Here is a 17,701-nt window from a genome sequence, read left to right on the forward strand (position 1 = left end):
AAATGATCAAAACTCCAACCGGATCACCCGGCTTTTATCGCTGGAAAATTTGTGCAATGCTTTTTATGGCAACGACAATTAACTTCGTCGATCGCCAGGTACTGGGAATTCTTGCCCCGCAGCTTCAAAAAGAATTTAGCTGGACCGATTCAGAATACGGATTTATCGTTTCATCCTTCCAGGCAGCTTATGCCATCGGTTTCCTTTTTATGGGACATCTGCTTGATAAGATAGGTACCCGTATGGGTTCAATGATTGCTATAGGCTTCTGGAGTATTGCTACCATGCTGCATGCAATTGTGGGCTCTTTGTTTGGTTTTGCAGCTGTACGCTTCCTTTTGGGATTGGGTGAGGCAGGGAATTTTCCTTCCGCTTTGAAAGCCGTATCAGAATGGTTTCCAAGAAAGGAAAGAGCTTTGGCAACAGGCATTTTTGTGTCGGGAGCAAGTGTAGGAGCAATTGTTGCACCTCTGACTGTTCCATTTATTGCTATTCATTATGGATGGCAGGTGACTTTTGTTATAACCGGAGCAATTGGTTTTGTCTGGATTGCATTCTGGATGTGGATGTACAGATCTCCGCAGGAACATCCCCGCCTGTCAGCCACAGAATTGGAATACATTAGCAGTGATCCTCCTGAGCCTAAGATTAAAATTCCATGGATTCAGCTCCTGAAGTACCGCCAAACCTGGGCATTTGCTTTCGGTGCATTTATGACCCATCCCATATTTTCGTTCTTCCTGTTTTTTCTTCCTAAATTTTTTTACTCCAATTATGGTGTGGGTATAGATAAAATTGGTCCGATCCTTATTGTTGTATACCTGATGTCTGATTTTGGAAGTATTATTGGAGGATGGGCCTCATCAGCACTGATCAAACGCGGCTGGACAATCAACAAGAGTCGTAAAACGACGATGCTGGCATCAGCTTTATGCGTAGTTCCTGTTTATTTTGCTGCACAAACAACAGAATTATGGGTTTCTGTCGGATTAATCGGTCTGGCCTTAGCTGCGCATTCTGCATGGTCTGCTAATTTGTTCACGCTTACAACTGATATGTTTCCAAGGCAGGTGGTAGCTTCAGTGGTAGGTATTGGCAGTATGCTGGGGGCCATTGGAGGAATGTTCGGTGCCACCATTGGGGGATTTTTGCTTCAAACAACCGGTAGTTATGTTTCATTGTTCATATTTGCCGGCTGTGCCTATCTTATTGCCTTCACGGGTGTTCAGTTGTTGGCTCCAAAATTAAAGTCAATAACTTTAGAGAAAATAATATAATTTGTACTTCCATTTAAATTAAAGCAGAATCGGGTTGAACATTATGATAATCAAAAATTTCAAACAATTATTATTAGCAAACTGCATGGTCATTATTGCGGCAACGTCCTGTAACAGTAGTAAGGAAAAAGTTCAGGAAAAGGATAACAGAATAAAGTTAATCACCCTGGATCCGGGCCATTTTCATTCAGCCCTGATTCAGAAATCCATGTATGATGAGATTGATCCGGTAGTACATGTTTATGCACCCGAAGGTCAGGAGTTGACTTCTCATCTGAATCTGGTTGAGAGTTATAATACACGTGCAGAAAATCCTACTTCATGGAAGGAGAATGTTTATACCGGTACCGACTATCTGGATAAAATGATCCAGGATAAAGCCGGAAATGTAGTTGTCATTGCCGGAAACAATAAACTGAAAACTGATTATATCAGCCGTTCGGTTGAAGCCGGCCTGAATGTTCTGGCAGATAAACCTATGGCAATAGATACAGAGGGATTTCAGAAACTGGTGAAAGCTTTTGAAACTGCAGAAAAGAATAAGGTGCTTTTATATGATGTAATGACTGAGCGCTTTGAGATTAATAGCATTCTTCAAAAAGAGTTTGCACATCTTCCGGCATTTGGTGAGCTTGAAAAGGGTACACCTGAAAACCCTTCTGTAACCAAGGTAAGTGTACACCACTTCTTTAAGAATGTTTCTGGTAAACCTCTGGTCAGACCGGCATGGTTTTTTGATGTGAAGCAGCAGGGTGAAGGTATTACAGATATTACAACCCATCTTGTTGATCTGGTTCAGTGGGAAGTATTTCCGGATCAGATTCTGGACTATAAAAAAGATGTTGAGATTGTTTCAGCAAAGCGCTGGCCAACAACTATAACTGCAGAGCAATTCGGGAAGGTTACTCTTAAAAAGGAATATCCTGATTATTTAAAGGCTGATGTAAAAGATGGAATTCTCAGTACTTATTCGAATGGGGAAATCAACTATCGTTTAAAAGGTATACATGCAAAGATCTCGGTTACATGGGATTTTCAGGCACCTGAAGGAACCGGTGACACTCATTTTTCTGTGATGCGTGGTACCCGATCAAGCGTAGTTATTAAGCAGGGTAAGGAGCAAAGTTTTAAACCGGTATTGTATATTGAACCTGTCAAAGGCACAGATCTTGCTGCTTATGAAAAAGATCTTCTGGCAGATTTGAAACAGATTAATGCGAAATATCCGGGAGTTGAGCTAAAGAAAAATGAAACAGGCTGGGAAGTGATTATTCCCGAAAAGTATAAAGTAGGCCACGAGGATCATTTCGCGCAGGTAACTCAAAAATATCTTCAGTGTCTGAAAGATGGGAAGCTTCCGGATTGGGAGGTTCCGAATATGATTGCTAAATATTATACTACAACCAAAGCCCGGGAAGTGGCCTTAGGAAAATAATTGATCAGGGGGTCTTTAAAAGCCCCCTTTTTTTGTAATAAGCCATCGTCAGAATAATCATACGGTTATAGCTTTGAAGTCCCTCAGGCTGCTTGTTTGCTTTGAGATAATTGTCATAGAATATATTGCTGAAATTTCTTAAAGTACCCCGGTATTGTTCCCAAAAAGCCTGTTCATGTTTAAGGTCAGCCATAAATGGTGCAGAAATTTTGCTTTTGAGCTTTTTAAACATGATGGTATCCAGTCTTGCGGTCTCTTGCATAAACTCCTGAGCAGCAAGATAATAAGCAGAATATCTTACAAATTGGTTTTGTGATTTACTGGCACTGATAAATCCGATAAAGTTGGCTTCATCCTCTCTGCCATAACCTATGGCATGAGCCATTTCATGACAGGCTACGAAAGGCTTAAGATAAACGGGGATTTCTGAATTCACCTGTGCCTCACCGGTGAAAGGGTTGAAATATCCTGCAGTTCCAAAATAATTTATCAGCCAGCTGAAAGCTGATGATTTAATCTCAGGTACAGATTGATTATCCGGATTGTAAATCTCAGGAAGTGCTCTGATTGATCTGGCAGATTCCGCATAAATTTTATCACGGCCTTGCTCCCATTGTGCCGGTTTAATTTCTGCACGTAAAGTATTGGCAGAATCGATGAAGGCTGAGGTAAGCTGAAATAATTCTGTATTTGAGTAATTAAAACGTGATAACCCCAGCCTTTCTGAAGCAGGTATTCTGAAATAGTTTAAAGCCCAGAATAGATAGAAAAGCACTAAAGCTATTTCAAAGCTCAGTATCATATTTATGATAATTTTTCTTCGTATGCCTTTGCGGGCCACTTTAAGGAAACTGGGCTTTAAAAGCTCATAAATCAGGACCATTATAGCCAGAATTGCAAGGATATAGAATATATCGCCGGCACTGAATGGTATTTTGTTAAATATGAATTGAAGTCCATTGCGTATAGTGGGATAAATGCTTCCCGAATAATATAATTCAACAAGATCAGGGTGGTTTTTAGCTCTGAAAATCAGCAGGATCAGACAGCATAGTGCAAAGATTAATACCAACTTTAACTTTGAACTATTATCCCGGATTTTCCGTATCATGTGAAATATTTAGGTTTAGTTTTCGGATGTAATAGCAGGTATCATTTATGAATTAAACCCCTAAATTCGCTGAATTAAATTACTAATTACTGAATTTACCTAATTACAAAAGAAATTATGCTTGTTATTAATAATTACCCTGAGTTTGAATCTTTTTTGGGGAAAGATCTTGGTGTTTCGGCCTGGCATAAAATAACTCAGGAACAGATCTCAAAATTTGCTGATGCCACATTGGATCATCAGTGGATTCATATTGATGCTGAACGTGCTGCTAAAGAAGGACCTTTTCAGGCAACTATTGCACATGGATATTTAACTTTATCACTGATTCCTTATCTCTGGAAGCAGATTGTTGATATCAGAAATTTGAAAATGGAGATCAACTATGGTATTGAAAGTCTCAAATTTGGCCAGGCGGTTGTGGTTGACAGCGAGGTAAGATTGAAAGTAAAATTAGTTTCAATTGCTAATCTTAGGGGTGTAACTAAAGCTACTCTTGGGGTTGAACTGGAGATTTCAGATCAAAGTAAACCTGCATTTAAGGGTGAAACAATATTCTTATATCATTTTAATGAGTAAGCCTTTACTTATGATTTTAGCCGCCTGAATATCTGAACAGACAAATATGGCCGGGTCGCGCAAAGCTGCAATCAGTTTTATTTTCATTACCTTATTGCTGGATGTTATCGGTATAGGATTGATTATTCCTGTATTTCCGCAATTGATTGAGGAATTAATTCATGGAAATATAAGTGAGGCATCTCAATGGAGTGGTTTGCTCACTTTTGCATATGCCATTACACAGTTTATTTGTGCGCCCATAATAGGGAATCTGAGCGATCAGTATGGCAGAAGGCCTGTTTTGCTCCTGTCCTTACTGGGTTTTGGGATAGATTATATTTTTCTTTCACTTGCTCCAACAATCTGGTGGCTTTTTGCGGGGAGGGTAATTGCAGGACTATTCGGTGCAAGTTTTACTACTGCGGCTGCTTATATTGGTGATATAAGTACCTCCGAAGACCGCTCCAAAAATTTTGGAATGATAGGTGCTGCTTTCGGTCTTGGGTTTGTTATTGGTCCGGGGCTGGGCGGTTTATTGGGTGAACTTGGTCCAAGAGTGCCCTTTGTTTTCGCGGCAGTTCTGACCTTCATTAATGTACTTTATGGTTATTTTGTTCTTCCCGAATCACTTGCAAAAGAACACCGCCGTCCATTCGAATGGAAGAGAGCAAATCCACTTGGTTCTTTAATTCAGCTAAAAAAGTATAAAGGAGTTGGTGGTCTTATCGTTTCTCTGACCTTTGTTTATATCGCAAGTCACGCGGTACACAGTACATGGACCTTCTTTAATATAGAAAAGTTTCACTGGAGTAATTCCTTAATGGGCCTGTCTTTAACAGTTATAGGCTTGCTTGTAGCTATAGTGCAGGGCGGACTGATCCGTTATACAAATCCGAAATTGGGAGATGAGAAGAGTATTTATTTTGGTCTTTCATTATATGCCATCGGCCTTATTTTATTTTCATTTGCTACCGAAAGCTGGATGATGTTTGCTTTTCTGGTTCCATATTGTCTTGGGGGGATTGCCGGTCCGGCCTTGCAGTCAATTATATCAGGAAATGTCCCAAAGAACGAACAGGGCGAACTTCAGGGTGCATTAACCAGTCTGATGAGTGCAACCTCTATTGTTGGTCCGCTTCTTATGACTAATTTATTTGCATGGTTCACCAGGCCTGAATCTGAAATAAAATTTGCCGGTGCCCCATTCTTTGCCGGAGCAATTTTAATGGGAATCAGCGCAGTTCTTGCTGCAAGAACAATGAAAAAGGAAACATTCCTGAACAGAAAGACAAACCCTCCTGATGAGTCTCCGTTACAATCTCCGGATTTAATCCGGGATTAGTTTTTCTGCGGAGGACTAATCATAATATGGGCTCTGTGCGTTCCGGGATCCATAAGCCATGGCATTCCGGGAGCATCGGGTTTGAGCGGTAATCCTGTACTCTCAGCAGTAGCATAAGGAATGTATACCACATATCTCAGATAACCATCTTTTACCGAGCCTGTCATAGGATCAAAATTCTCAGGCTTGGCCGTATAAACAAAAAGTGAAGAAGGATTTTTAGGCAGCATGAGTTTGCCACTTTTAGCTTCCTGATCACGTATTTCCATGACTTCTTTAGGAGTTTTTCCAATAGATTTCAAGTCTCTTCCTCTTTTCATGAAAGGTTCCAGATCCTTGTGATAACAAGCTACATTAAGTCCCGGAACTTTAGGATCATCGGCAAGACAAATCATTTCATTGCTTCCTTTTCTCAACTCTATCAATTCTCCTTTTTCGTTATAGCCCAGAATATGTGCTCCTTCACGCTTATCAGCGGGGGCAGAGAGTAATGCAGTTTTGATCTGGATATCAGCAGATGGAATTTTGATCTGTGCGGAAACTCCTAAACCCATACTAATGAGTAATAGGGATAAAATGCCTGTTTTCATGATATTTGCCTTTAAAGTACCTGAATTTTGTTTTATGAATATAGTTAATTCAGTTTAAAATTCAAAAAAATCGAAGATCATGATTTTGCTTTTGGCGCCAGCTTGATTTCATGGTCAGAAACTTCAATCAACCGCTCTTTATAAAGGCTTCCTGCAGCCTTTTTGAAAGCTTTTTTGCTGATTTTAAGTTGATTATAGATGTCTTCGGGAGAACTTTTATCTCCAAGTAAAATGGACCCCTTATTTTCTTCCAGCTTTGCCAGAAGAACATCTTTAAGATCCAGAATATGTCTGAATCCGATAACCTGTAAACTCAGATCTATCTTGTTGCCTTCCCTTATCTTTTTGACGAAACCTCTCCTTTTGTCGCCCGGTTTCAGGTCTTCAAACACCTCATTCCGGTAGAGCAAGCCCATGAACTGCTGATTGATGATTGCGCTGTATCCCAGATCGCTTTCCTCAGTTATCAGAAGTCTCACCTCATCCCCCTCTTCCAGATCATGAGCATCCTGATCTACAAAATCACTTAAAAGTGAGGAAGCGGTTATGCGTTCAGTTTTTTCATCATTATAAAGGTAAACTACATATTTCTGACCAATCTTCATCGGACGCTTCTGCTCGCGGCTTGGAACAAATACATCTTTGCCGATCCCCATATCCATAAAAACCCCGTTTTCATTCTCGTCAACAACTTCCAGATAGGCAAATTCATCAACCTGAGCAAGAGGTGTTTCTGTGGTAGCCATTAAACGACCATCACTGTGTATATAGACAAAAACATGTAGGTTGTCGCCAATTTCTGCACCCTCAGGAGCATATACATATGGAAGCTGAACTTCCCTCTCCCCATCAGTAAGAATGAGACCGTTTTCAGTCTTTTTAATAAACCTTAATTCATTGAATTTTCCGATCTCTATCATGTTTATGTACTCTATGTCATGCAAAGATACTAAACAGGATTCTATTGGTACCTGATCAATTTCGGGTATCCTGTTGGTAAATATTTTGTTATTATTTGAGATCCTGCTCATTTTCAATACTCTTTATTTATTTTCGTCCAATTTTTATATATGTCCCTGAGATTCGGAAGATTACTGCTTGTTTTTTTGTTTATGGGTCTGTATTCCTTCCACGCTGAGGGTCAGGATCTGACTAAAACTGTTATTAAACAGAAAATGGCTGTTGTGGGTTATTCATCAGACTTTGAATTCTCTCCCAAATTGTCATTAAGTGCCGAGATTCAGGAGCGTATCAGTTTTGATCCATACAGGCAGTCTCAAATGTTCGTAAAATCTCAGATCAGTTTTGAGGCCTTTAAGGATTTTACTTTTGCAAACGGATTTGCCTATTATCTGAATACTCCCATCGATCAGGGCTTGTCAAAATCATTTAAAGTGCCCGAAATCAGGCTTAATCATGATTTTAAATACAGCCATGATTTAAGATCTCTTGAGCTGGGGCATCGCATCAGAATGGAGGAGCGATTTATCAAAAAACGCTTGGGCGATTCACTGCTAAGCGGCACCAGGTTTGTAGAACGTATATCTTATTTGCTTTCGCTTAATTATAAATTGAGGGAGTCAAAGCATCATGATCTTTATTTTAAACTGAGTGATGGGATCTTTGTTAATGCAGGGAAGGGAATGGCACATAATACTTTTGACCAGAATCGTTTTTATGCCGGACTTAATTATCAGCTGCTAAAAAATCTGACTGTTGAAGTGGGGTATATCAATCTCTATCAGCAACGTATTTCTATTTCCCGGTTAGAATATTTAAATCGTAATATTGCAAGTTTAGCGATCAGTCATAGTGTAAAATTATATCACTAGTGCTCCCGCAATTTATTACCGGTTTAACATTCATGATTTGGCAAAGAAGGTATTTTTAATAACCCCTCCATTTACTCAGTTAAATACGCCATACCCTGCTACGGCATATTTAAAGGGCTTTCTGAATACCAGAAACATTTCAGCCTGTCAGGCAGATCTTGGTATAGAGGTCATTCTTGAGCTTTTTTCTGCAAGCGGGCTTAACAACTTGTTCGGGCAGATAGGCTGTTCCGATACTTTTTCTGAAAATGCAAAGCGGATAATTGCTTTAAAAGAGCACTATATCAATACCATAGATGCGGTAATATCTTTTTTACAAGGGCATAATCCAACTTTGTCCCACCTTATCTGTCAGGATGATTTTTTACCTGAAGCATCGCGCTTCGCGCAGCTTGAAGAGCTGGACTGGGCATTTGGAACTATGGGTACCCAGGATAAAGCGAAGCATCTGGCAACACTTTATCTGGAAGATATTTCTGACCTTATTGTGGAATGCATCGACCCTAATTTTGGCTTTAGCAGATATGCAGAGAGACTGGGACGTTCAGCATCAAGCTTTGATGAAATATATGAGGCACTGAAGCTTGATCTGACCTTTACCGACAAGCTTTTGATCAGAATACTGAAAAGTAAAATTGAGAAGATTAAGCCCGAATTGCTTTCTTTATCTGTGCCATTTCCGGGAAATTTGTACGCCGGATTTCGTATTGCTCAATGGCTGAAGAAACATTATCCGGAAATTAAAATTGTAATGGGAGGGGGCTTCCCCAATACAGAGCTGCGTTCTGTTTCAGATGCACGTGTATTTGAGTTCCTTGACTTTATATGTTTGGATGACGGGGAAGCTCCGATTGAACATCTATGCGAGTATCTGGACGGAAAGCGGAATCTGAAGGAGCTGAAACGAACATTTGCCCTGATTGAAGGGGCTGTGACTTACTGCAATGGAAGTACTTCAGCTGATTATAAACAATTCGAAACCGGAACTCCCGATTACAGCGATCTTCCGCTCGAACGGTATATCTCAGTTATTGAGGTAGCCAATCCTATGCATCGAATGTGGAGCGATGGCAGATGGAACAAACTAACCATGGCACATGGCTGCTACTGGGGGAAATGTACATTTTGCGATATTTCACTTGACTATATAAAGGTTTATGAACCTATTGCGGCCGGATTACTTTGCGACCGGATGGAGCAACTGATCGAACAAACCGGACAGCGGGGGTTCCATTTTGTTGATGAGGCGGCACCACCTGCCTTGATGCGATCTCTGGCACTCGAGATCATCAGACGAAAAATGACAGTTACCTGGTGGACCAATATCAGGTTTGAGAAGAGCTTTACGAAAGATCTCTGTATGCTGCTTAAGGCATCAGGATGTATCGCTATTTCCGGCGGACTTGAGGTTGCATCAGACCGCTTACTTGAACTGATTCAGAAAGGTGTTACTGTTGAGCAGGTTGCAAGAGTATGTCATCATTTTACAGAGGCCGGTATCATGGTTCATGCTTATCTGATGTATGGCTTCCCAACACAGACTGCTCAGGAGACTATTGATTCATTGGAGATGGTCAGGCAGATGTTTGAAGCGGGTGTACTGCAGTCGGCATTCTGGCATCAGTTTGCGATGACTGCACATAGTCCGGTTGGGATGTACCCTGAAAAGTTTAATGTCCAAAGAGCTTGCAGTACCATTGGAACTTTCGCTAATAACGATCTGGTTCATCTTGATAAAAGCGGCGCTGATCATGAATTATTCAGCTATGGACTGAAGAAATCCCTGTTTAATTACATGCATGGCATCTGTTTTGATTACCCTCTTCAGGAATGGTTTGAGCATAAAGTACCGAAGACGAAGGTTGATCCGCAATTTATTGAACGCTCACTGATGAAAGATGATTCATTCATAATCAAACCGGATGCGAAAATAGTTTGGTTAGGTACCCAGCCTGAACTCAGCAGCTTTACAAAAAACAAAAAAGGCAGACAATGGCAGGTATCGGAACTGAAGTTTTATGATAAGAAAGGAAATTTCAGTGTGCAGATGAGCGAAGAACAAGCCAATTGGCTGATAAAGGTTTTGCAGAATGCAAGTCCGGAAAATAAGGAGCTGATGACCTATCGCAGGGTCAGGGAAGATTTTGAAAACTCTTTGGGAGAGGATTTTGAGCCTTTCTGGTATGCTAAGGCTATAAATACTTTAAGGCAGAATAATTTGCTGGTACTTTAATATATACCCCGGGGGCTAAGTCTTCCTCCAAGCCATTAAACACGTTTTTCTTAAATAGTATCAAAAAAAACAGGCCGGCAGAGTGAAAATTATGCCAGCCTGTTTTCAGGGTTTGATCTGTTTTTAATTTACACCCCCTTTACGGTTTGGGCCGCGTTTTACAGGCCATGATATTGGCGATCCGGTATCCGGATTGATTGGCAAAATACTTTTTTCGCGTGATGCAGGAGTTGGATCTTCACTTGCCATATATGCCATAATTGCGGTCAGGATGGCATTTTTCTGTACATCATCAAATACGATCTTATCATAAGTATCGCGGTTGGTATGCCAGGTATACGTTCCGTAAGCCCAGTTTAATGAACTCAATGAAAATGCAGGTACTCCGGCTGCAACAAAGGATGCATAATCAGAACCTCCGTTTCCGGGAGTGCCGGGAAAATTATGTTTTATCTCTGATCTTATTTCTGCCGGCACCGGCTGTAACCATCTGTTAATATAGCTGTAGGCATGTAAAAACCCTTGTCCTGAAATGTCGATCACTCTGCCGGTTCCGTTATCCTGATTGAAAAGGGCCTGAATATTTCTTACAATTTCAGGATGATCTTCAACAAATGCTCTTGAGCCGTTTAGTCCCTGCTCTTCGTTACCCCAGTGACCAACCAGAATAGTTCTTTTTGGACTTGGGTAAACTTTTTTCAGGATCCTCATGGCTTCAAGCATAGTGATTGTTCCGGTAGCATTATCAGTAGCACCGGTTCCTCCATCCCATGAATCAAAATGTGCAGATAGCATGACATATTCTTCAGGCTTTTCAGCTCCCTTAATTTCTGCAATGGTATTGAAAGTTGGTACCATTCCCAGTTGTTTGGAATCTGCGCGAAGGCTGATCTGAGGGTTAATGCCTGATTCAGTTAGACGGTAAAGCATTCCGTAATCTTCCAGAGCAATATCAATAGTTGGAATCTTTGTAGTTTGGGCACCGAAAATTTTATTTACACCAAATCCTGCCGACCAGTTGGAAGCTATAATGCCGGCCGCTCCTGCTTCTTCAATAGCGATTGCCAGTGTTTTTGGAGTTAGTCCGGTTTTGCTGATACGCTTACGCCATGCATTTGTAGCTGCAGTACGCTCGGCCTTCATTTTCTCAAGAGATTCTTTGGTGGCAAACTCTTCCCAGTTTCTGTCATCTCTTCCTGTTGGCTGCTGCATAGAGATCATAACGAACTTACCCTTTACATTTGGTAACCAGTTCTGAAAGGCGATTGAATCGGCTGCATCAGCCAGAATGATTGTTTCAGCAGTAATTGTTTTTCCATGGGTTGATGGACTCCAGGCTAGCTGCATTCCTTCCAGCGACTCTGTACGTGGGTGCACCATATCAATATGAGTGATACCCCTTTCCCATCCGCGCCATTCTCCCCATTTTTCATTTTTAGCCGGTATACCCCAGCTTTCGTATTTTTCAACTGCCCAGTCATGAGCCTTTTTCATTTGTGGGGTACCTACAAGCCTCGGACCGATACCATCGGTAAGCTCATGTGCCAGTTTTTTTAATTGTGAGTTTTCGGTAGCCTCTTTGATGATTTTTTCAACTACAGCCTCTTTGTTTTGGCCAAATGTTAAACTTCCTGAAAACAATATGGAAGCCGATAACAGAAGTATAGATTTTCTCATTAAATTGAAATATTTGATGTATAAAAGATTTCGGGTTACGAAGATATTAAATTGATTGAAAATGAACAGTCTGAAGCTTAGTGGTTTGTCAGGAATTTTCACGTTATCTTTCAGGCTTATCATGCACCCGGATATTCTTCTTAATTTTCAAACCTGTTAAACATGATCTGATGAAAACACCCAAAAGGCTTTATTCAATATTATTTTGCAGTATAGTTTCTTTATGCGTATTGAATAATTCAAATGCTCAATCCCGATTTGCCGGTAAAGAAGAATTATTGTCAACTCCCCGGAAATATACCGCCTTTTATACCAAAGATGCCCCGCTTGTTGATGGAAAGCTGGACGATACTGTCTGGAAGAATGTTGGCTGGACAGAACATTTTAAGGATATAGAAGGGAATAAAAGGCCTGTTCCAACCTGGAATACCCGGGCAAAGATGACATGGAATGACCAGGGACTTTATATTGCTGCCGAGCTTCTTGAACCTCATATATGGGGAACATTGAAGAATTATGATGATATCGTTTTTCATGATAATGATTTCGAAGTCTTCATAGATCCGGATAATGATACGCATCGATATTATGAGTATGAAGTAAATGCATTGAATACCATGTTTGACCTTTTTATGTCAAAGCCATACCGTAATGGCAGCGGTGCAATGATTCCTTATAATGCTCCGGGCATGAAATGGGCAGTAGATATTCAGGGGACATTAAATAATCCTTCAGATACCGATAAAGGCTGGACTGTTGAAATATTCATTCCGTTCTGGGCTGTAAGCATAGCTAATTCACCGAAAGTTCCGGCTGATGGTGATTTCTGGAGAATTAATTTTTCGCGTGTGGAATGGGATACGGAAATTAAAGACGATAAGTATGTAAAAAAGAAAGGTCCCGATGGCAGGAATTTGCCTGAGCATAACTGGGTTTGGTCGCCACAGGGGGTGATAAATATGCATTTTCCTGAAAGATGGGCCTATCTTCATTTTAGCAAACAAAGCTCAGGTGATCATTTAAATTCATTTATCATTCCATACAGTGAGGAACAAAAGAAATACATTTGGCATATCTATTACCTGCAGAAGGATTATTTACAGAAGCATCAGACCTACGCATCTGATCTGAGTAAATTAGGGGTTAAAGATTTAAGCTTTAACATAAATGGTAAACAAAATAAACTATGGATGGAAGCCACCAGCAGACAGTTTATGGTTTATATCAGCAGTGATGAGCATGTTTACAGTGTGAATGACGAGGGACTTGTTCAGCATATACTGAATGGAAAGTAGTGCGTGTATTTAGTTATATCCCTTTAATTTATAGACCAATATACCGGCTATTTCATGCAATAATACTTCCCAGCGGTTGATATTTTCAGTATCAGGAATTATCGTGTTTGCCGGGTTATAGCTTTGTTCCCTGTACATCCCATCGATAGGATGTACTGCAACATTCAATCCCACTTTTTTAAAGCAGGCTTGCGCTCTTCTCATATGCCATGCAGAAGTGATCATGACCGAGCTCTTTATTCCTTCAGATTCTACAATTTTTTTACTTTCAACAGCGTTTTCGTAAGTATTTCTGGATATGCTGTCAATTAGTACTGCTGAATCCGGCACGGCACAATATCTCACCAGAAAATCCTTTGCCAGAGCAGATTCTCTGGTATCATCGATCAGACTGCCGCTTCCACCGCTAATGATAATCTTCTTGATCCGACCCTTTTTATAGAGCATCAGTCCCTCAGTCAATCTGTCTGCTCCCGTTCCAAAGCTAAGAGTGTTATAGATATCATCTTTTCCCATAAACCCGCTGAGGATGATTCCTGCATCATAGGTCTTTTGAGCCTCCGTTCGGTTTCTAATCTCCCAAATTCCATATAACTGATTGATAATAAGTGGATTGGTAAAGAATAGCAGCAGTCCCGCAAAAGCGGCAATAATTTTTTTTCGGGTTGCCTGCTTTTTTACCAGAAGAGCAGTAATTGATAATAAAAGTAGTAAAACTGTTGGCGATATCAGGAAATCCAGAAGCTTTGAAAGGATGAAAAACATATAATCTGTGTTGATCTAAAGGCATATAGTTATCCAAATTAAGTCAATTAAATTATAATAATCAGGAAGAAACCAAATTCACTATCGATGCGTAGGTATTTGAAATGAAACAAATTGAGATTAGAAGCGTAGACAGTACTTGAGTGAAGTTCTGGTCAGTTTAAATCAAAGAAAAAAGCTGCCAGGATATTTAGCCATTTCTAAATAAATGGACTGATAAGCATATCATGAAAAGCATCCTTCAGAGTTATATTTTTCTCGTTCTAGCAGGACTGCAGATAATTCTGGGATCAAACCGGTCTTTTGCCCAGCAAAAGGCAATGTTTAGTCAGTATATGTTTAACGGACTTGTGATCAACCCCGCATATTCTTCTGTTGACGATGCACTGAATATTACCGCATTAGCCAGAAAGCAATGGGTTGGATTTGAAGGAGCACCCAATACCCAAACCTTTTCTGTCCATAGTCCGATTAAGGAGTCTAATACATCTGCAGGCTTTATTTTTATGAGAGATCAGATCGGTGAGGTAATTACCGAGAACGGTGCTTCAGGTACCCTGGCTCACCGGGTTGAGGTTGGTGATAATACTTATTTCGCACTGGGCTTAAGCGGAGGTTTAAGTAAATATGTGGGGATGTATAGCCAGTCCGGAAGTGCCTCTGCCGCTCAGGATCCTGTATTTGCGGATCAGAATTCTATGAGAATGAACCTTGGTTTCGGTATGATGTTTTTTTCCAAGCAGTTTTATGCAGGGTTTTCATCTCCCTATTTTTATTACCGCGACTTAGAAAATGCGTCTTCCACTTCCGCTTCCTATAAGCCACATTATATTTTGCAGGGAGGATATCTGACAGATCTGTCTGATGATATCAAATTTAAGCCTAATGTGTTGATTAAATATGTGAACGGCTCTCCGATGCAGATTGATTTGAATGCTAATTTCCTATTTAAGGAAACTATCTGGATCGGTGCTTCTTTGCGTTCAATGGATTCGCTTGATCTGCTTGCAGAAATGCAGGTTACTCCGAACATTCAGCTGGGATATTCCTACGACTTTACTACATCAAGACTTGCTGCAGTAGAAAAAGGCTCGCACGAGATTGTATTGAACTTTCGTTTAAGTAACAGAGGAAAGTCAAGCACCCTGCCTAAATGTTATTTTTAAGTAGTTTTATTCAACGCTGACAGTCAAACCTTCCTGCTGTAGAATTTTTCGGTATACTTCAACTTCGGTGTAAGAACCTTCAAGAATAATACATTTCCCGTCGTTGTGTACAGTCCATGCAATACGTTCTGCCTGCTTCTCTGTATAATCCAGATATTTGATAAGGCAATGGATAACATGTTCGAAGGTATTGGTGTCATCATTCCATAAGATCAGACGATGATTTACTTTCAAAGCGGATAAGACTTCTTCGAGAGTGAGTGTCTCTTCCTGTACCTGTGTTCCCATCCTGCAAAAATACAGAATGGATACAGATTATGTAATGAATTATTAAATATGATTATTGCTGATGATTGCGGTGGCTTCTATTTCAATCAGTAAATCGGGATGGATCAGTTTGCTCACCTCCACCATGCTTGTTGCCGGCTTAATATCTCTGAAAAACTCAGCATGTGCTTTGCCTGCCTCTTCCCACTGACTGATATCAGTTACATACATTCTGGTTCTGACCACATCTTTGATAGATGCCCCGGCCTGATGCAGTGATCGCTCTATTTTCTGTAAGATGAACATGGTCTGTTCATAAAGATCGTTTTTGCCGATCAGGGTATCACCTTCAACGGATGTTGTTCCTGAAACTTCGACCTGTTTCCCAACCCTTACTGCACGGCTATAGCCAACCCGATCCTCCCAGACAGATCCCGAAGCGATATTAATACGTTTTTCCATGGTATTTAGAATTTAATCAGCTTCCTTTAGCTGATCTGGTCATCATTTCGAGCATGTCCCACATTTCAGGGCTGATAGCTTCCAATCCATTGAACTGTCCGGCACCCTGAAGCCACTCCCCACCATCAATAGTAATCACTTCTCCATTGATATAGGATGAGAAATCAGACATCAGAAATGCCGCAAGATTTGCCAGTTCCTGATGCTCGCCAACACGTTTTAGCGGTACGCGATTTTTGAAATCAAATTTCTTTGCCATTTCCCCCGGAAGCAATCTGTCCCATGCCCCTTTTGTAGGAAAAGGACCGGGTGCAATAGCATTATTTCTGATTCCATATTTGCCCCATTCCGCGGCGAGTGAGCGGGTCATGGCAAGTACTCCGCCTTTTGCACATGCAGATGGAACAACATATCCCGAACCTGTAAATGCGTAGGTGGTTATAATATTTAAGACTGTTCCGGCTTGTTTTTCCTTTATCCAGTGTTTCCCAACTGCCATAGTACAATTGGCACTGCCTTTCAATACAATATCAATGATGGTTGAAAATGCGTTGGCAGACAAACGTTCAGTAGGTGAGATGAAATTTCCAGCGGCATTATTCAGGAGGCCATTAACCTGACCAAATGTTTCCAGAGTTTGTTTCAGAACTTCATCTACTTCCTCAGGTTTGCGTACATCGCACTGCACAGCCAGAACTTTTGCATGATTATTTTTATCCGCAGAAAGCGCTTCAGATTCCATTTCCTGAGCCGTTTGTGTGAGCACATTGATTTTCCGGCTTGTAATTACCACATTGGCACCCAGTTTAAGAAAATAGGTACTCATGGCTCTTCCCAGTCCGGTTCCGCCACCAGTTACAATGATGGTTTTGCCCTGCAGGGCATGATCTCTTAACATGGGTTGATTATACATATCAGGCAGATTTAGATTTTTGCTGAAGGTTTTGAATAATCGTTTTTAGTATGGAGCGTGTTGAAGGCGACCACCATTGTTCAAGCATATGGTTCAGCATTTCAGTTGGGTCGGCGCTGACTTTTTTCAAAAGTTCATGCCGGATATTCATTTTACTCTGCTGCCAGGTGTTTTTTTCGAGTTGTATGTATGTCAGCATCTTTCGTTCTGCAGCATGTAATATGCTTTCAGGATTAACCACTTCATCTACTAATCCGAATTGAAGGGCCTCGGTTGTGCTCATTAATTTGCCTTCCAGTAAAAATCGGGAGGCATTGGCTGTTCCCAGCCAGAAAGCATATAAATGGAAAATATTTGCAGGTACGATGATGCCCACAGGAACCTCATTCAAACCAATTATGAATTTGCCTTCAGTCATGATCCGGTAATCGCAGCAAATCGCTAAAACGCACCCTCCCGCCGGGCTGTGGCCGCTGATTGCTGCAATTAACGGCTTTTTAAAGGAGGCCAGTTCGGTCACTAAAGTCAGAAAATCCAGCCAGAAAGTTCTGATCTGATCTTCATCATAATCGTATAGCTCAATCAGGTCAAGCCCGGCAGAAAAAAAACCATCCTTTCCTGTCAGGATAAGTCCGGCAATAGAATCATCATTTTCAACATTTCTGATTGTACGTGAAAGCTCTGAAATCATTTCTGAGTTTATAGCATTCGATCGGCCACGGTCTAACGAGAGCACTGCTATTTTATCCTTAATTCTGACTTTGATTGTATTCAT

Annotated in this window: 17 protein-coding genes; 8 read left to right on the forward strand and 9 right to left on the reverse strand. The window is 40.8% G+C overall.

From position 1 onward, the window contains the following. The first annotated feature begins 2 nt into the window (after positions 1 to 2). Together P2W72_RS01130 and P2W72_RS01135 are read left to right on the forward strand one after the other, a co-directional pair. On the forward strand, positions 3 to 1,277 hold the full coding sequence (locus P2W72_RS01130; protein WP_276359015.1) for an MFS transporter: 1,275 nt from the start codon (positions 3 to 5) through the stop codon (positions 1,275 to 1,277). 85 nt (positions 1,278 to 1,362) lie between these two features. Beyond that, on the forward strand, positions 1,363 to 2,712 hold the full coding sequence (locus P2W72_RS01135; RefSeq protein WP_276359016.1) for a putative oxidoreductase C-terminal domain-containing protein: 1,350 nt from the start codon (positions 1,363 to 1,365) through the stop codon (positions 2,710 to 2,712). 4 nt (positions 2,713 to 2,716) lie between these two features. Here the strand turns inward: P2W72_RS01135 and P2W72_RS01140 are convergent, their stop codons facing one another. After that, the gene (locus tag P2W72_RS01140) at positions 2,717 to 3,823 is read right to left on the reverse strand and encodes a DUF3810 domain-containing protein (protein ID WP_276359017.1); all 1,107 of its coding nucleotides are present in this window, start codon (positions 3,821 to 3,823) and stop codon (positions 2,717 to 2,719) included. A 117-nt stretch (positions 3,824 to 3,940) separates the two neighbouring features. On the opposite strand from P2W72_RS01140, the gene P2W72_RS01145 reads away from it, so the two are divergent. Both P2W72_RS01145 and P2W72_RS01150 read left to right on the forward strand, forming a co-directional pair. Next, positions 3,941 to 4,402 carry a MaoC family dehydratase gene (locus tag P2W72_RS01145; RefSeq protein WP_276359018.1) on the forward strand — a complete coding sequence of 154 codons (462 nt, stop codon included), beginning with the start codon at positions 3,941 to 3,943 and terminating at the stop codon, positions 4,400 to 4,402. Positions 4,403 to 4,448: 46 nt separating this feature from the next. Further along, positions 4,449 to 5,726, forward strand: coding sequence for a TCR/Tet family MFS transporter (locus tag P2W72_RS01150; protein ID WP_276359019.1), 1,278 nt, complete (start codon positions 4,449 to 4,451; stop codon positions 5,724 to 5,726). Here the strand turns inward: P2W72_RS01150 and P2W72_RS01155 are convergent. Beyond that, complete coding sequence (locus P2W72_RS01155; RefSeq protein ID WP_276359020.1) at positions 5,723 to 6,316, reverse strand: hypothetical protein; 594 nt, start codon at positions 6,314 to 6,316, stop codon at positions 5,723 to 5,725. The two genes, P2W72_RS01150 and P2W72_RS01155, sit on opposite strands and share 4 nt — an antisense overlap. A 77-nt stretch (positions 6,317 to 6,393) precedes the next feature. Next, positions 6,394 to 7,236, reverse strand: coding sequence for a S1-like domain-containing RNA-binding protein (locus tag P2W72_RS01160; protein WP_276359021.1), 843 nt, complete (start codon positions 7,234 to 7,236; stop codon positions 6,394 to 6,396). A 150-nt stretch (positions 7,237 to 7,386) separates the two neighbouring features. Here P2W72_RS01160 and P2W72_RS01165 point away from each other — a divergent pair, with 150 nt between their 5' ends. Both P2W72_RS01165 and P2W72_RS01170 read left to right on the forward strand, forming a co-directional pair. Next, complete coding sequence (locus P2W72_RS01165) at positions 7,387 to 8,148, forward strand: DUF2490 domain-containing protein (RefSeq protein ID WP_276359022.1); 762 nt, start codon at positions 7,387 to 7,389, stop codon at positions 8,146 to 8,148. Positions 8,149 to 8,185: 37 nt separating this feature from the next. Next, positions 8,186 to 10,381, forward strand: a complete 2,196-nt coding sequence (locus tag P2W72_RS01170) for a radical SAM protein (protein ID WP_276359023.1) — start codon at positions 8,186 to 8,188, stop codon at positions 10,379 to 10,381. Between the two features lie 123 nt (positions 10,382 to 10,504). On the opposite strand, the gene P2W72_RS01175 is transcribed toward P2W72_RS01170, so the two are convergent. After that, complete coding sequence (locus P2W72_RS01175) at positions 10,505 to 12,058, reverse strand: M20/M25/M40 family metallo-hydrolase (protein ID WP_276359024.1); 1,554 nt, start codon at positions 12,056 to 12,058, stop codon at positions 10,505 to 10,507. Between the two features lie 170 nt (positions 12,059 to 12,228). On the opposite strand from P2W72_RS01175, the gene P2W72_RS01180 reads away from it, so the two are divergent. Next, positions 12,229 to 13,353, forward strand: a complete 1,125-nt coding sequence (locus P2W72_RS01180; protein ID WP_276359025.1) for a carbohydrate-binding family 9-like protein — start codon at positions 12,229 to 12,231, stop codon at positions 13,351 to 13,353. A 9-nt stretch (positions 13,354 to 13,362) separates the two neighbouring features. Here P2W72_RS01180 and P2W72_RS01185 read toward each other — a convergent pair whose 3' ends face one another. After that, on the reverse strand, positions 13,363 to 14,118 hold the full coding sequence (locus P2W72_RS01185; RefSeq protein WP_276359026.1) for an ElyC/SanA/YdcF family protein: 756 nt from the start codon (positions 14,116 to 14,118) through the stop codon (positions 13,363 to 13,365). A gap of 227 nt (positions 14,119 to 14,345) precedes the next feature. Here P2W72_RS01185 and P2W72_RS01190 point away from each other — a divergent pair, with 227 nt between their 5' ends. Continuing rightward, entirely contained in the window at positions 14,346 to 15,284 is a 939-nt protein-coding gene (locus tag P2W72_RS01190; RefSeq protein WP_276359027.1) for a type IX secretion system membrane protein PorP/SprF, read from the forward strand. 6 nt (positions 15,285 to 15,290) lie between these two features. On the opposite strand, the gene P2W72_RS01195 is transcribed toward P2W72_RS01190, so the two are convergent. Genes P2W72_RS01195 through P2W72_RS01210 form a run of 4 tightly spaced genes read right to left on the reverse strand, consistent with a single transcriptional unit; the run spans position 15,291 to position 17,701 of the window. Continuing rightward, complete coding sequence (locus P2W72_RS01195) at positions 15,291 to 15,572, reverse strand: ATP-dependent Clp protease adaptor ClpS (protein WP_276359028.1); 282 nt, start codon at positions 15,570 to 15,572, stop codon at positions 15,291 to 15,293. Between the two features lie 42 nt (positions 15,573 to 15,614). After that, a complete protein-coding gene (locus tag P2W72_RS01200; RefSeq protein ID WP_276359029.1) occupies positions 15,615 to 16,013 on the reverse strand; it encodes a RidA family protein in 399 nt (132 codons plus the stop codon). Positions 16,014 to 16,029: 16 nt separating this feature from the next. Next, positions 16,030 to 16,926, reverse strand: a complete 897-nt coding sequence (locus P2W72_RS01205; protein WP_276359030.1) for an SDR family oxidoreductase — start codon at positions 16,924 to 16,926, stop codon at positions 16,030 to 16,032. A 1-nt stretch (position 16,927) separates the two neighbouring features. After that, positions 16,928 to 17,701 carry an enoyl-CoA hydratase/isomerase family protein gene (locus P2W72_RS01210; protein ID WP_276359031.1) on the reverse strand — a complete coding sequence of 258 codons (774 nt, stop codon included), beginning with the start codon at positions 17,699 to 17,701 and terminating at the stop codon, positions 16,928 to 16,930.

It is taken from the genome of Daejeonella sp. H1SJ63 (assembly GCF_029360775.1).
In the GTDB taxonomy this organism is placed as follows: domain Bacteria; phylum Bacteroidota; class Bacteroidia; order Sphingobacteriales; family Sphingobacteriaceae; genus Daejeonella.

Coding starts and splice junctions, on each gene's coding strand:
- P2W72_RS01145 (WP_276359018.1), top strand. CDS start 3,941: ATGCTTGTTATTAATAATTACCCTGAGTTTGAATCTTTTTTGGGGAAA.
- P2W72_RS01140 (WP_276359017.1), bottom strand. CDS start 3,823: ATGATACGGAAAATCCGGGATAATAGTTCAAAGTTAAAGTTGGTATTA.
- P2W72_RS01175 (WP_276359024.1), bottom strand. CDS start 12,058: ATGAGAAAATCTATACTTCTGTTATCGGCTTCCATATTGTTTTCAGGA.
- P2W72_RS01155 (WP_276359020.1), bottom strand. CDS start 6,316: ATGAAAACAGGCATTTTATCCCTATTACTCATTAGTATGGGTTTAGGA.
- P2W72_RS01160 (WP_276359021.1), bottom strand. CDS start 7,236: ATGATAGAGATCGGAAAATTCAATGAATTAAGGTTTATTAAAAAGACT.
- P2W72_RS01200 (WP_276359029.1), bottom strand. CDS start 16,013: ATGGAAAAACGTATTAATATCGCTTCGGGATCTGTCTGGGAGGATCGG.
- P2W72_RS01210 (WP_276359031.1), bottom strand. CDS start 17,701: ATGAATACAATCAAAGTCAGAATTAAGGATAAAATAGCAGTGCTCTCG.
- P2W72_RS01195 (WP_276359028.1), bottom strand. CDS start 15,572: ATGGGAACACAGGTACAGGAAGAGACACTCACTCTCGAAGAAGTCTTA.
- P2W72_RS01135 (WP_276359016.1), top strand. CDS start 1,363: ATGGTCATTATTGCGGCAACGTCCTGTAACAGTAGTAAGGAAAAAGTT.
- P2W72_RS01190 (WP_276359027.1), top strand. CDS start 14,346: ATGAAAAGCATCCTTCAGAGTTATATTTTTCTCGTTCTAGCAGGACTG.
- P2W72_RS01130 (WP_276359015.1), top strand. CDS start 3: ATGATCAAAACTCCAACCGGATCACCCGGCTTTTATCGCTGGAAAATT.
- P2W72_RS01165 (WP_276359022.1), top strand. CDS start 7,387: ATGTCCCTGAGATTCGGAAGATTACTGCTTGTTTTTTTGTTTATGGGT.
- P2W72_RS01180 (WP_276359025.1), top strand. CDS start 12,229: ATGAAAACACCCAAAAGGCTTTATTCAATATTATTTTGCAGTATAGTT.
- P2W72_RS01185 (WP_276359026.1), bottom strand. CDS start 14,118: ATGTTTTTCATCCTTTCAAAGCTTCTGGATTTCCTGATATCGCCAACA.
- P2W72_RS01150 (WP_276359019.1), top strand. CDS start 4,449: ATGGCCGGGTCGCGCAAAGCTGCAATCAGTTTTATTTTCATTACCTTA.
- P2W72_RS01205 (WP_276359030.1), bottom strand. CDS start 16,926: ATGTATAATCAACCCATGTTAAGAGATCATGCCCTGCAGGGCAAAACC.